We start from the raw sequence: 14550 nt of genomic DNA, 5'->3' as shown, positions 1-14550 counted from the left end.
AATACAAAGTTGATGTTATCCCTATTAACAAAAATCGCCATAGTAATGATTAAAATTTAGACGGCCTCTTCAGTCATGAATACTAATTAAAAGTTAAATAGAGCATTAAATACGGATCTTTTTGTAAAGACACCCCTGTTACTTAGTCGATTAAACCTGATTAACCTAAGCACTCAGGTTCAATGAACATATTTCTATTTTTTATGTAACAGCATATTTTTTAAATAATTGTGGTCAGTCCAGTGGCTCATTATCACAATGGCGGCTATATGGCTTACCGTTGCCAGCATCGTTAGATTTGCAAGCGCTCCATGCAATTCGCTGAGCCAGTCATTTGCCCATAACATATCCAGTTGTGTTGCCCAGCCGCTAAGTCCTGTTAGGAGGAGGCCAGACCACAAAATCCAGACCATCACAGCTCCAGCTGGGTTGTGCCCTTCATGGTGATCTTCTTTCGTTTCTATCACTTGCTTTATGTGAATAAACGCATTGTGTATTGAAGGCTTAAAGGCAGACAAGCGAGCAGGGGAATGGACAATAAGCCCCCAAATGAGACGAAGGCATATCGTGATCATCAGTAGATAGCCAATCCATTGGTGTGTTTTACTACCTTCTTCTGTTATGAGATAGTTGGTTAAGAAAGATCCCGCCACAATCCAATGTGTCAAGCGAACAAATAGATCCCATTTGTAAGTTTTAGGCATTTTAGCGTTCCTCTATTTTGTTTATATTATCAAGATTGAAATGGATTTCTGTCGTTTAATTAATCTAAATAAATCCCGCCATTCTTAATTCTGTCAGTGTTCGATAAAGGAATTTGCCATATTAATCTTAAGAAAAACTTAAGACATTTAACGCATGAAGATAAAATAGGCGATAGTTTTTCGTTTTACAAAATTAAATGGAACTTATTTCTTTTATCAATGCCTTAACGTATTATCTAATCATTCATTTAATCTTAATAGTTGTTGAAATTTATGCTCAATAAAATCAAACCCTACTTAGGGCCTCTCTATCCGATTGCTGCCGTATTCGTGGTGGGGTTAGTTATCTTTTTTGTTTCTCGTTTAGGACTGGCTATCTGGCATTTTGAACGGGTGAGTGATGCTGGTGGATGGCTGACCATTTTTTTAAGTGGTCTGCGAGTTGATATTGTTTCTCTTTGTTATTTGCTCATTTTACCAGCGTTGTTATCTAGCCTACTGTCTGGCGATCATGCTGTCGGTCGGATCTGGCATTGGTTTTTACGTGTGTGGATTACCGGCGGTTTGTGGTTGATTGTTTACATGGAAGTAGCAACACCGCCATTTATTATTGAGTACGATCTGCGACCTAATCGAATTTTTATCGAATATCTCATTTATCCCAAAGAAGTTTTCAGTATGCTTTGGAGTGGCTATAAATTTGAACTTTTCCTTGGTGCCGTAGTTTCCACGTTCACACTTTTTGTCGGTTGGAAATGGAGCAAGCAGCTTGTTTCGAACTTAAGCTTTCCTAAATGGTATTGGCGTCCGCTGATTGCTATTTTTGTTGTGGCTATTGGTATTTTTGGGGCGCGTTCTTCACTGGGACACCGTCCATTAAATCCGGCGATGGTGGCTTTTTCTAGTGACCCTTTGGTGAATGATTTAACGTTAAATTCCTCATTTTCAGCGATTTTTGCTGCTAAACAGATGAAATCTGAAGCGAGTGCTTTCGAGTTTTACCCGAAAATGGATAAGGAGGAGATCGTCCAAGAAATTCGTGCATCCATGAATGTCGACAATAAAGACTTTGTCTCTGCACAACAACCTAGCATGGCAATGCACCAAGCGACCTATCAAGGCCAGCCTAAAAATATCGTAATCCTTTTGCTTGAAAGTCACGGTGCACGTTATGTTAGCCGTCTTGGTGGTATCGATGCGTCACCCAATATCGATAAATTGATTGATGAGGGGTGGGCATTCACCCGTTTGTACGCAACGGGAACGCGTTCTGTTCGTGGTATTGAAGCGGTGACCACAGGGTTTTCTCCGACTCCTGCACGTTCAGTGGTCAAATTAGGTAAAAGCCAAACGAATTTCTTTTCAATTGCGGATTTATTAAAGTCTCGAAATTACCACACACAATTTATTTACGGTGGTGAAAGCCACTTTGACAATATGAAGAGTTTCTTCTTGGGTAACGGTTTTGTCGATATGCAAGACTTCCCAACTTTTGATTCGCCTAAATATGTTGGTTCATGGGGCGCGTCAGATGGAGATCTCTACAATAAGGCAGATCAGCAATTTACGAAGATGAGTCGTGAAGGTAAACCGTTCTTTAGCTTAGTTTTTAGCTCATCGAACCACAGCCCATTTGAATACCCTGATAACGTGATTGAACCGTATAATGAGCCAAAGCAAACGGTGGAAAATGCGGTGAAATATGCAGACTATGCGCTTGGACAGTTCATTGAAAAAGCGAAAAAGTCACCATATTGGGATAACACGGTGTTTGTTGCTGTGGCAGATCATGATGCTAGAACACAGGGTAATCAGCCTGTACCAGTCGATTACTTTCGAATTCCAGCGGTGATTTTTGGTGGCGGCATTGAACACCGCATTGACGATCGTCTAGTTAGTCAAATTGACCTTGCACCCACACTGCTTTCTTTGGCCGGTATCAGTAGCCAAAACCCAATGATTGGGTTCGATTTAACTCATGATGTTCCTGCTGAGAAGCAGCGAGTAATGATGCAACGAGATAAAAACTATGGCTATATGACAGCAGACAACCAACTGGTTGTTATTCGGCCTGAGCAAGGTATTTCTACTTATCAATATGATTTTAAATCAGATACCCTGACAGAAAAAGAGTTGGATCCAGAAGTGGTTAAACGTGCTCATGCCAATGCTATGTGGGGAAGCTTAGCGTTTAAAGAAAACTACTACACCGCATCTGATTCATATTGATTATATTTTTATCCACTTATAGCGTTATGCGATAAATCAGTACCCAAAAGTGGCTGATAAACATAAACTGGTTGGACTTAAACAAGTTTAGCCAGTTTGTGAGACGCAAAATGTTAGAAAAAGAGAACCTGATTAAACTTGCGCGTATGCCAATGCCGTTTGGTAAGTATGCAGGACGAGCGCTTATCGACTTACCAGAAGAGTATTTGCTGTGGTTTGATAAGAAGGGCTTCCCTGAAGGGGAGCTCGGGCGTTTGCTGCAACTTTGCTTAGCGTTGAAAATTGAAGGATTGGATAGCGTGGTTAAGCCACTAAAGCGTATGTGATCTAGTGGCTAACCGCGTTATTTTTTCATCAGTTTGGCGAGATCGGCAAAGGGGTTATAGGTCGCGCTTTGATGATCGTCTAATCTCGCAACAGGCTCAGCGCCAAATCGGTCGTGGTCTGAATATTTAGAGTGCTCATGATCGTGACAATAGAGGCATAAAAGCTCCCAGTTACTGCCATCTTCAGGGTTATTTGTGTGATCGTGATCTTTGTGGTGCACAGTTAATTCCCGTAAATTTGAATAAACGAATTCACGCGCGCAATTGCCACACACCCAAGGGTAAAGTTTAAGTGCTTTTTCTCGGTAACCGCTCTCTTTACGAGCATAATTGGCACTTGAACCATAAAAATCTGACGACATGTTAATTCCAACCATTGATTAAAAATACTTTTTCGATATTAAAAACCAAAAATCTGCGCTAATCAAAGTTTGTGTGATTTATTTTAATGCACTCCCTCACACCTTAGCGTAAGTGTCACTTTTACCACTCAATCTCAATCGGCGTGCCTTCTCTGACTAGGCTCAAAAATTCATCCATTTCTGAGTTAGTCAGTGCAATACACCCATTAGTCCAATCAAAACTTTGCACATATTCTGGTCGTTGCTTGTCGCCATTTTTTAGACCATGGATTTTTATATCACCACCGGGATTGATGCTTAAGCGCTGTGCATGCACTTTATCTTGATGATTCGGGTAACTGATATGAATCGAACGATAATAGCCAGAATCATTACTGATAGCTTCAAGATAGTATCGACCTTCTGGGGTACGTTGATCGCCTTCTTGCTGTTTATGTCCTTTGGGTTCTTTACCCAAGGCAATTCGATACTCTTGAATGATCTGCTGTCCCGAGATTAAGTACATGCGACGTTTAGATTTATCCACTTTGACCAGATCAATCTCAGCCGCTGCGCTGTTGAGTGAAAAACATAGAAACAAAAGTAGCCTAAAGTATCGGGTCATAAGCGAGTGTCAGTACTGATAAGGTGGCAAAAAGAGAGACATTATGCAGCGGAAGAATGAACGTGGCTAGTTGTCAATGGTGTCTTGTAAATAAGACAATGCTAAAAATAATAGGGTTAACCATGTAATAAATGGAAACAGAATCTCAAAAATGTAGGTTAACTCTAGGATGTAAAAACATAGAGTGCAAATTTGCGGCCGACTTAACAGTGACTTTCTTAAGAGTTTGATTGCACATGATCTTTTGTCTAATTTTGCAATGAAAATTATTACAATGTCAGGCCGCTCATATGTTCTCTCGTACTTTACTCAAACAGATTTCTTCTGCTCGCAACCATCGTATGCTCGCGGAAGCAACGTTTGATTTTCTTCAAAGTTTCATTTCTCCCAAATCAATGCGGATCTTTCATGCACCAACATTAAACAAGCGCCATGAGTCATTATTTGAGTACAACTTACCGACTGCTCTGCAAAATTATCCAAATACCTTTTGGAATTGGGCCGCACAATTTGACACCTCAGATGGTCTAATTCCACTAGCGATCAACACCTGCAATTGGGACTACCGTAGTGTGATGGGCGGTGAGTCTTATCTTTTTATGTTAGATAACCACCCTGATTTAAGAACCTATTTGCTGCTTGAGGCAATTGATAACGTCAACATTCATGCGAAAACAGAATCCGGAGAGCTCGATTGTTTGCAACTGATTGCGGCTCGTTGGCAATGTCTTCGCGCGGAATCTGAAGCGGCAAAAGAGTTTAAAAATAGAGATATCCGCGAAGCAAAGTATTTGGATGAAATTAAACAGCGCGAAATGTTCATTGATAACATGAAGCTGGTTCATCAATTAGCGATTGAACTGGCTAACCCAGACAATTTAGATGCGCTGCACAGAGCGGCCGTTGATGTAACGAAAACACGCTTAGGGTTTGATCGAGCCGCTTTTTTAGTTCTTGATATGAAAAAACGTTGTTTTAGCGGAACTTATGGTACGGATGAAAGCGGAAAAACGGTGAGCGAACACCATACCCAATACGATTTGCACCAGCTAGAAGAAAGTTATTTAAGCGGTCTTTCTGATGATACTAAAAGTTTGGTGCTGATCGACGATGCCCCTCTATACACGGCAGGAAATGTGGTAGGACAAGGGTGGAATGGGATGTTAATCCTACGTGATGGTAATGAAACCATTGGTTGGATCGCGATTGATAACTACATTAATCGACAGCCCATTACTGAATACCAAAAGCAGATGTTGGAATCTTTTGGTTCATTGCTTGCGCAAATTTATATTCGCAAGCGTCAGGAGCAAAATGTTCGCATGTTGCATGCGAGCATGGTTGAACTGTCACGTTGTATGACGGTGAGTGACGTGTGCAAATCGGCGGTCAGTTTTGCGATTAACCGCATGGGTATTGATCGTCTGGCGGTGTTTTTGACCGATAAACACTGCTCGTACATTCAAGGAACGTGGGGAACCGATATCCAAGGCAACATTGTGGATGAATCCTATTTTCGTTCTGGGACCACCAATAATATGATTGTTGATATGGCCAAAGCCAACCCCAATGAGGTGGTTTTTGAAGAGTCAGTCCCTATTTATCATGACAGCAACATTGTTGGTTTTGGCTGGACAGCCATGACCATGCTTACCAACAATGGCGAACCTATTGCTTTTATTGCTGCGGACAATTTGATCCGCCGCTCACCACTGACCTCACAACTGCGAGAAGTGATCCGCATGTTCGCCTCTAATTTAACCGAAGTATTGATGCGCACCAGTGCTCAGCAGGCGATCAGTGAACTGAATGAGAATTTAGAAATTGAGGTGCGTAACCGTACCTATGAGTTACAAAAAGTGAACGACAAACTGGACTTAATGGCCAAAATGGATCCATTAACTCGCCTTGGAAATCGTCGGATGTTAGCTCATTTATTGGAACGCATCGGTTCGAGAGTACAAAATGAGACCGTAAGTTATGGTTTAATTTTGCTTGATATTGATCACTTTGGTTTATTTAATAATTACTACGGTCACTTGGAAGGGGATATTGCTTTGATTCGTATTGGCCATATTCTCAACCAACATGCTCAGGCAGAGAATGAACTCTTTTGCCGAATTGGTGGTGAAGAATTTATATTGTTGGTGGCCAACCGCGATGCAGCAGAAGTGAAAGCGTTGGCTGAAAGCATACGCTTTAGTATTGAACGAGAGCAGATTGAACATAGTGAGAACCCTGATGGTGACTGCTTAAGTGTCTCGATTGGTTACACTATTGCCCAGTACCTTCCCTGTGAACTTAAGTTTGAGGAGATGTACAGCAAAGCAGATAAGGCACTTTACCAAGCAAAAGATAATGGTAGAAACCAAGTCGTTGGTTACTCTGAGCAAAAACACCATACTCGAAGTGATAAAGTCGCCGCGCCAAATTCATAGTGTTGGCGCGGCGAGCCATGACAAAAATAATGAGAACAGCAGATTATTCAGTCTGAGAGGTAATATTCAACCGTTGAAACGACGCGTACTTTTTTGATGTAAGGAGTATTGTTATCACGATCCACAATACTAAATTGTCCCTGTGAAGCGCGTTTAATCTTGCCAAGTGAGCTTTGCGAATCTTTGGCAAATTTCTCTGCGACTTCTCTTGCTTGTTTGGTCGCTTCTTCAATCATGTCGGGTTTGATTTCATTCAGTCCAGAGAATGAATAATCAACGCGGTTGTTGTAAGGATCTTGATTAAAAACGATGCCTTGTTTTCCTAAATTGCCGAGCTTATTAATGGCCTCGCGCACTAGGTCAACTTGATTGCTGTACACCGTAATGGTTTGGTTCGCTAAATAACGAAACTCGACTAAATTTTCTCCGCCATACTGCTGTGCTTTTTTGTCGATCACCGCTGGCGATGATAGCGAGACACTTTTTTCATCAATGCCTTGTTGAGCTAAAAATGCGGTCACCAGTTGGCTCTGCTTTTCAATCGTGTTGAACATGGTGGGTAAATCATTATCGGCCACACTAAATTGGATCGGCCAAACAACTGTGTCGGCGGGATATTCTCGCTCTGATAATCCTTTAACGGTCACCACGCGCTCATACTCTTTATATTTCACAGCCGTTTGCTGCACAAAGTAACCGAGGGTTGCGAGCCCGAGTATTAAACTCAAACCGATGATCAATGAAGCGCTACTTTTTATTTGCATGCCTTGTTTTCCTTTTGTTGGCAACAGTCCCAAAATGACTTGAAGTCACAGCGGCTAGTCGTTTGGATATAACAACACACCTTAGATTTGATATTGTGATTTCGACAGCTATTTTCAGTTAGAGTTTTGCCAGAGATTCTAACTTTTTATTCTGGCGCTTAGTTTGCTTTTTTTGAATGGCATCAATCATAGAGATTAACGCTGAGCCATCCCAATCACTTTTCTGAGGTGCGTACAAAATTTTAAGTTGCTGGTTGACTTGTGCATCTAGTGCGGTTTTCTCTTCATCACTTAATACGACTGAATCGCGCCAGAGGGTGAAGTAATAGCTGATTTTGGCACCATCTTGGCTTTGTACAGCTTCTTTTAACTGTTGATATTGGTGGCCTTCAAGCGGTTGATGATGAGCGTTGGTTTCCTGTGTTGCTGTTTGTGGCGCGTTACGAAATGACCAAGCGACTACCATAGTCGCCATCCATAACAGTGCAAAAAATGCGGTAAAGTAGGGCCAGTATCCTGCATCTTTAACGGTGAGGGTTTGTACTGTTGATGGTGTCAGCACAGAGGTGGATGGGTTGAGTAATTCACCTGGCGAAACCTCTAGCGTTAGTCCTTTGGCTTGCGCGCTTTGCTGAGATTCGTTTTTGGTGTCCCACCAACTGACGGTGAGATCCGCCAGCTCAACCTTACCGACGGTTTTTGGGATGAGTACTTGTTTTAGCGTCATTTGCACATCGCCATTATCTAAGCTTTTAAACTGAGGCTTTTCAGCATAGAGCCGAATTGAGTCTGGATATTGCACTGAGAGGTTAGGCAACTGCGTCTGCGTAAGGCCTTTCACTGTCAGAATCCATTCACGAGTCAACGATTCACCCACTTTGGTTTTAAAGCTCTCGGCGGTGATGATCTGCCCTGTGGCATCTCGCCACGTTTGGTTGAGTGTTAGTTTTGGCGTAGGTAGCCAAGTGCCTTGATAGCTATCTGGTTTCGGCAGTACGGTGAGCGAAAAGGTTTTGGCCGGAATATCGACTTGCAGCAAGCGGGTGCTGCCCGTTTGGTTGTTACCATAGATGAGGCCAGCTTTAAACGCAGGGCCGGATAACGTGAAAGTTCCTGCCTCTTGGGCCGTGACTCTAAATTTTTGGTCTACAACGGTGACTTCAACCCCATCCAATAAGCTTTGGTATTGGTTAGCTTCTCCCTCGGTCGTCAGTTCTAATCCTTGTACAGCGGGTGGCGTAATTTGTGGATTTTGCAGCCTTCTTGGGTCAGCTTTGATGATTAGGCGAGCATTGAGAAAAGTGCTTTCACTCGGGTAGAGTTTGCTACGTTCTAGATCGGCTTGTATTTCAACAAGGTCAGATTGCTTGGGCGCTTCACCATCAGCGATAACTTGAATCGCGATCGGTTGAGTAGTTGCCCCATTGACGGTAAAACTAGGAATGGTCAGTATGCCGAGTTTGTTGGCTGCCAACGATACATTCCATTCACTGCGCGTGCTGCGATCGCCATTGATGATGTTCACCGAAGTACCAAAACTTGGGCGGCCAAGAAAAAAATCGCCTTCTAACACCTTAAAGTCGATCGCATCGGTCGATACTTTTTCATCGGCAACAATTCGTAATTGGAATACTTCATTTTTCGCGACCTTATTTTTACTGACGCTGGAGTAAAGTGCAGCCGCGTTAGCGGCCGAGCTCAGTAGAGCAACAGAAACTAGGCTGATAATCGCAGCCCAAAATGAACGCTTGATCGATTTCATACTTACCACTTCTTGCTGTTATTTTGTGGAGGTTGTGCTTGGTCTTCTTGCCGTTGTCTTGCTTGTAGCAACAATTGTGCTTTGAGTAAGCCACTAGGATCTCGTGCACTTTCGACTTGTTCTAGCTTACGAAGTTGCGGGTCAACGGTTTGGCTATCGCCTTGCTGTTGCGATTGCTTTTGTGTTTGCTGCTCAGAGGCTTCTTTGTCACTGACCTCATCTTCGTTGTTCATTGATTCATTTGTTTGAGTCGCTTCAGTCGGCTGTTGAGAGGCAGGCGATTCATCCGCCGTGTTGGCCTTGGATCGCTCACCTTGCTCATCTTTACTTTGTGCCGATTGAGGCGAAGACTGAGAGCCGTCATCTTGCGGTGAGCCATCGCTTTGGTCGTCAGGTTTATCTCCGGTTTGTTCGCCATCTTGTTGTTGTGCATCGTTTTTATTCTGTTCATTATTTTTATTTTCCGACCGATTTTGATCTTGATTTGGATCGGAAGGCTCACCAGACTGTTGCTGTTGCTGTTGCTGTTGCTGTTGCTGTTGCTGTTGCTGTTGCTGTTGCTGTTGCTGTTGCTGTTGCTGTTGCTGCGCTTTTTTTACGATTTCCAAATTATGCTGAGCATCTTTATGGTTTGGGTCGCGCTTTAACACCTCTTCATACAAGGTTTGGGCCTTTTCCAATTCTCCATTTTGCGCGTAGGCGTTGGCCAAGTTGTATTGCACTCGCACATTGTCTTGTGGCAGTTGAGAGAGGGTTTCCACCGCTGCCTGATATTCTCCAGCCTGATATTGAGCGATGCCTTTCCACTCTAAGTCTGTAAATTGTTCACTGGCCGCTTGATACTCCTTTGCATCAAACGCTTTTTTGGCTTGTTGATTGCTATTTAGCCAAGGAGAAGCCTGTACACTATTGCTGTGCAGTGTAGGGATGAAGAGCAGTAATAAAGAAAAAATGACGCCACGGCGAAACAAAAGCAAACACGGGATAATGAGGAGCAGCACTAACCAATAGCCATTGTTAACGCGCTCTTTCACCATTTGTTGACTCTTGGTTGTACTGTGTGGTTGTTCGTTTTGGTCTAGCTTAGCGATCATTGCGACATCGCTATTGTCTAAGCTGATTGGCGTAAATAATCCATTTATATTCTGCACGAGCGACTGCATATTGGCAAAGTTGGTCTTGGCCACTACGGTCTGCCCTTGTGCATTTTTCAGTAAGCTGCCATCGCTGAGCGTAATGGGTGCCCCCGCTTGTGTACCAATGCCTAAGATCACCAATTTCCAACGCGTATTGGTAAGCTGTGTTTCAATCTGAGCTTGCTCTTGTGAGTCGATGTCATCGGCCAATAACACAATGTCACCTTGTGCAAGGCCAGCATTTTTCATCATGTCGATGGCTAATTGAACCGCGCGAGCCGCATCTGCGCCGGGGTAGGGCATAATATCGGGTGATAGATTGGGCACTAAGTTGCTTAGGGTTGCGGTGTCGGTGGTTAATGGGCTAACGGTATAGGCATCCCCAGCATAGGCGACAAGCCCTGTACTACCTTCTTGCCATTGTGTGAGTAAGTCGAGCGCTTTATAACGCGCTTGCGTTAAGCGGTTGGGTTTTATATCAGTAGCGTACATCGATAGTGACATGTCCATCACTAATACGCGCGCGTTACTATTGCTATAACTGGGGCGTGTTTGAGATTCAAAACTCGGACCAGCTAGCGCCAGTACTGCGAGCAGCCAACTGATGCTGATGATCACAATGGCCGCGTTATGCTTTTTATCGCTCAAACCCATCGCCTTAGCCAGATGAGGTGCTATCAAAGCGTGTCGTTTGGCACGCAGAGTGAACCAGCCCAGCAGTAGTGCTAAGGGGAATAGTGCGGTTAACCACCAAGGTGTAAGAAAAACAAACTCAGACATGATTTCTCCTTAGTAGCGCTAAGAGTACAGAAAGCGCGAGCGCCATCGCCAGCGGATAACTAAACCATTCGCTTTGTGGACGCCAAGTTTGGCTTGCTTGGCTTATGGGTTCTAATTGATTAATGGTGTCGTATATTTTGGCCAGATCTTGGCTATTTCGTGCGCGAAAATATTGGCCACCAGTCATGGTCGCTATTTGTGTTAACGTCTTCTCATCTAAATCTTCCGCGGTATTGATTTTTCGAGTCATAAAAAACTCTTTGACCATCATTTCGCCAGCGCCAACACCGACTGTGTAAATGGTGGCGTTGTATTTTTGGGCAATTTTCGCCGCTTCGATTGGGTCGAGCACGCCAGCGGTATTGCTGCCATCGCTGAGTAAAATCATCACCCGCTGTGGGGCATCACTATCGATAAACGTTTTGGTCGCAAGCCCAATCCCTTCACCAATGGCGGTTTGGGTGCCGATCAGCTTAAGAACGGCTTGATTAAGCTGCTGGCGAATGGTGTTTCTATCCAGAGTCAGCGGCGTCTGTAGATAGGCGTGATCGGCAAATAAGACTAACCCAAGGCGATCACCTTCACGCTTGTCAATAAAATCAGAGAGCACATTTTTAACGGCGCTCAAACGATCAATGTACTGATCGCCAAGCAGCATATCTTCTTGGCTCATGGAGTAAGAGAGGTCAACCACCAGCATCAGATCTCGGTGTTTGGGCTGAGCAATAACCGGGTCGCCAAACCACACGGGACGGGCTGCGGCGATCAATACTAAGCACCAAATAACGCTTGCAATGATTTTAGCGATGATCTGGTTTGGTGCTTGACGCTGATTATCTTTAGGAAGGTAGGGCAGGTGAATCGCTGCCCTTTCTTTTGCTGGTGGTAAGAATCGATAAACGACCAGCGGGAGTGGCAGCAGGCATAGCATCCACCACCACAATAACTCTATATTTGCCAAAGCCTAGCTATCTCCGTTTTTTAGGCGGCAAAGCATCATTAACCCATTGATAGCAGTGATTAATCAGCTCTTGACTATGTTCTGTTTTCTGCTTTTGGTATAACGCTTGCTGCCACAATGTTTCATTGGGAACAAAAAGAGGGTAAGAAATTTGTGAATCTAAAAAGGTGTACCACTCTTTGCCGGTAAGATGTGCGATTTCCATACGAGGGTAGTAACAAAGCGCGGCTTGACGAAGTAGCTCAATCGCTGAAGAAGGAGTTAAATGCCCAAATTGGGGGTTGAGTAAACGCAGCGCCGTTTTTTTCGGGGCTAAGCGTTTACGACGCCAACGAATGGCTAACACCAGAATCAGCAGACAGAGCAGTATGCCCGCCGCGCTTGCCCACCATCCCCAAGCCAAGGGAAACCAAGAGGGTAGCTCAGGCAGTTGCATCGCGCTTAAATCTAAAAGTGTAGCTATTGATGATTCCTTCATTCTTTATATCCGGATAGTTGTTGCAACAAAGGTTTCTCACTAGAGAGTGAGGTATAAGAAATTGCCATAGTTTGACTCAATGATTTTAGTTTTTCTTTTTGAGATTCAAAGGCTTTTTTTAACCCTAAGCGCGTACTATTTTTCGAAAAGTTGAGCCAGCTCGTCTGTTGGTCATCGGTTACGCGTTCTACACCGCGAAATTGGGTCTCTCCTTGCTCTAATGGATCGTAAATGTGCACAATTTTTACACGATTATGTCTATGCAATTGGTTGAGTATTGGTTGTAATGTGGCATTGAAATGGACGAAGTCACTGATCAAAATCACTTCACTGCCTTTAGGGCACAAACGATTCAACGCAGTTAGGCCGCGCTGCATGCTGTGTGATTTCGTTTTATCAAGCTCCAGCAGCTGTTGGTTTTGTAGTGTCACCAACTGTTGCAACAGCTGTAATGGCCCTTTTTGGCGGCTAGTCGGTTTTAACTCAACCAGTGTCGAACCAGTATCAATCACCGCGCCCACTCGGTCCTTGTTGGCAATGCTTAACCAACTGAGCAAGCTTGCCATGTGCGCCGCTTGCACTGATTTGAGCATTAACTGCGATCCAAACTGCATAGAGCGGCTCAGATCAACGTAAAGAATGACGGGTTTTTCTCGTTCTTCACTGAACAGTTTGGTATGAGGCTTTCCCGTACGCGCAGTAACGCGCCAGTCGATGGTCCGAATATCATCTCCTGCTTGGTATTGCCTGACCTCAGCAAAGTCCATTCCTCGGCCGAGTTGCTTGCTCTGATGCTGCCCCAATACTTGCGTCCATAAACTTTTAGCAGGTGGCAGCCAGCGAATAGCGTGCTGCTTGTAAGGCAACAGTTCAGCCAATGAAAGTGTGACACCCGTACTAAACGGTGGAAGTGACTCTTGCATAGTAAACCTTAGTCTTAGTGCTAAGCACTACCAACCAGTGAAAGTAAGTGAGTGATAACTTGGTTGGGATGTACGCCCTCAGCCTGTGCTTGGTAGCTCAATAATAGACGGTGGCGCAAAACCGGAAATACCATCGCTTGAACATCTTCAGGGCTGACAAAATCACGCCCACTGAGCCATGCATGAGCGCGAGCGCATCGATCAAGCGCGATGGTTGCTCGCGGGCTGACGCCCATCTCTAGCCATTGTGCCAACGTGGTATCGTAGTCTGCGGGTTTACGTGTTGCCATGATCAGGCGAATAATATATTGCTCAATAGGTTCGGCCATGTGAATGTTCAGCACTGCTTGCCGAGCACTGAAAATATCGCTTTGGCTTAATGTGGGCGGAGAGACTTTCTCAATTCCCTGCGCTTCCCCGCGGTTCAAACGTAAAATGGCGAGTTCATTTTCAGCGTCTGGATAATCAACATTTAAATGCAATAAAAAACGATCCAACTGCGCTTCGGGTAGAGGATAAGTACCCTCTTGCTCGATCGGGTTTTGGGTAGCCATCACTAAAAAAAGTTCAGGTAACGGGTAGGTTTTTCGACCTGCCGTGATCTGTTTTTCAGCCATCGCCTCGAGCATCGCAGCTTGTACTTTGGCTGGAGCGCGGTTGATTTCATCAGCCAATACTAATGAGTTAAAAATCGGGCCCGCTTGAAAGGTGAACTCACCTGTTTCAGGGCGGAAGATATCGGTACCGGTTAAATCGGCGGGGAGCAGATCAGGCGTAAATTGGATTCGATGAAAATCACCTTCTATGCAATCGGCGAGTGATTTTACGGCACGGGTTTTTGCAAGGCCAGGAGGCCCCTCGACCAAAATGTGCCCATCAGCAAGAAGTGCAACTAATAACTGTTTAACCAAACCTGTCTGGCCTATGACTTGCTGATTTAAATAGTGTTGTAGCGATTGAAATGCGTGCGATGGCATTGAATGGGTCTCCTGCTGTTTTGCTGAATTAGTAATTTATTGATTCGAAAAGTTCCATGAAAAGTGTGATGCATCAACTGATTGGCGAATTATTATCCATTTGGCG

General features: G+C 44.1%; 13 protein-coding genes. 3 read left to right on the top strand and 10 right to left on the bottom strand.

Features of this window, described 5'->3' with window-relative positions; genetic code table 11:
* Positions 1–194: 194 nt before the first annotated feature.
* On the bottom strand, positions 195–704 hold the full coding sequence (locus AACQ42_RS09110) for a cytochrome b/b6 domain-containing protein (RefSeq protein ID WP_017048967.1): 510 nt from the start codon (positions 702–704) through the stop codon (positions 195–197).
* Positions 705–977: 273 nt separating this feature from the next.
* Between AACQ42_RS09110 and AACQ42_RS09105 the strand changes: the two genes are divergently transcribed.
* Together AACQ42_RS09105 and AACQ42_RS09100 are read left to right on the top strand one after the other, a co-directional pair.
* The gene (locus AACQ42_RS09105; protein ID WP_094166032.1) at positions 978–2933 is read left to right on the top strand and encodes an LTA synthase family protein; all 1956 of its coding nucleotides are present in this window, start codon (positions 978–980) and stop codon (positions 2931–2933) included.
* Between the two features lie 110 nt (positions 2934–3043).
* Positions 3044–3259, top strand: a complete 216-nt coding sequence (locus AACQ42_RS09100) for a DUF3820 family protein (RefSeq protein ID WP_026028221.1) — start codon at positions 3044–3046, stop codon at positions 3257–3259.
* 17 nt (positions 3260–3276) lie between these two features.
* Here AACQ42_RS09100 and AACQ42_RS09095 read toward each other — a convergent pair whose 3' ends face one another.
* Positions 3277–3621, bottom strand: a complete 345-nt coding sequence (locus AACQ42_RS09095) for a YajD family HNH nuclease (RefSeq protein WP_010318547.1) — start codon at positions 3619–3621, stop codon at positions 3277–3279.
* A 121-nt stretch (positions 3622–3742) separates the two neighbouring features.
* A complete protein-coding gene (locus AACQ42_RS09090) occupies positions 3743–4225 on the bottom strand; it encodes a L,D-transpeptidase family protein (RefSeq protein ID WP_094166031.1) in 483 nt (160 codons plus the stop codon).
* A 290-nt stretch (positions 4226–4515) separates the two neighbouring features.
* Here AACQ42_RS09090 and AACQ42_RS09085 point away from each other — a divergent pair, with 290 nt between their 5' ends.
* Positions 4516–6663, top strand: a complete 2148-nt coding sequence (locus tag AACQ42_RS09085; protein ID WP_094166030.1) for a GGDEF domain-containing protein — start codon at positions 4516–4518, stop codon at positions 6661–6663.
* Between the two features lie 47 nt (positions 6664–6710).
* On the opposite strand, the gene AACQ42_RS09080 is transcribed toward AACQ42_RS09085, so the two are convergent.
* The 7 genes from AACQ42_RS09080 to AACQ42_RS09050 form a co-directional block, all read right to left on the bottom strand.
* Positions 6711–7427 carry an SIMPL domain-containing protein gene (locus AACQ42_RS09080; protein ID WP_026027736.1) on the bottom strand — a complete coding sequence of 239 codons (717 nt, stop codon included), beginning with the start codon at positions 7425–7427 and terminating at the stop codon, positions 6711–6713.
* Between the two features lie 118 nt (positions 7428–7545).
* Complete coding sequence (locus tag AACQ42_RS09075; protein WP_094166029.1) at positions 7546–9198, bottom strand: BatD family protein; 1653 nt, start codon at positions 9196–9198, stop codon at positions 7546–7548.
* Positions 9192–11105: a vWA domain-containing protein gene (locus tag AACQ42_RS09070; protein ID WP_094166028.1), complete on the bottom strand. Its 1914-nt coding sequence runs from the start codon at positions 11103–11105 to the stop codon at positions 9192–9194. Before AACQ42_RS09070 ends, AACQ42_RS09075 begins: the two co-directional genes overlap by 7 nt.
* On the bottom strand, positions 11098–12066 hold the full coding sequence (locus AACQ42_RS09065; RefSeq protein WP_094166027.1) for a vWA domain-containing protein: 969 nt from the start codon (positions 12064–12066) through the stop codon (positions 11098–11100). The genes AACQ42_RS09070 and AACQ42_RS09065 overlap by 8 nt, the downstream gene beginning before the upstream one ends.
* Positions 12067–12073: 7 nt before the next feature.
* On the bottom strand, positions 12074–12544 hold the full coding sequence (locus AACQ42_RS09060) for a DUF4381 domain-containing protein (RefSeq protein WP_010318552.1): 471 nt from the start codon (positions 12542–12544) through the stop codon (positions 12074–12076).
* On the bottom strand, positions 12541–13467 hold the full coding sequence (locus tag AACQ42_RS09055; RefSeq protein WP_094166026.1) for a DUF58 domain-containing protein: 927 nt from the start codon (positions 13465–13467) through the stop codon (positions 12541–12543). Before AACQ42_RS09055 ends, AACQ42_RS09060 begins: the two co-directional genes overlap by 4 nt.
* Positions 13468–13487: 20 nt before the next feature.
* Entirely contained in the window at positions 13488–14444 is a 957-nt protein-coding gene (locus AACQ42_RS09050) for an AAA family ATPase (protein ID WP_017044390.1), read from the bottom strand.
* Between the last annotated feature and the right edge of the window lie 106 nt (positions 14445–14550).

It is taken from the genome of Vibrio sp. V12_P9A6T4 (assembly GCF_963874835.1).
Lineage (GTDB): Bacteria > Pseudomonadota > Gammaproteobacteria > Enterobacterales > Vibrionaceae > Vibrio > Vibrio anguillarum.
This window is presented reverse-complemented; position numbering and strand designations above follow the sequence as displayed.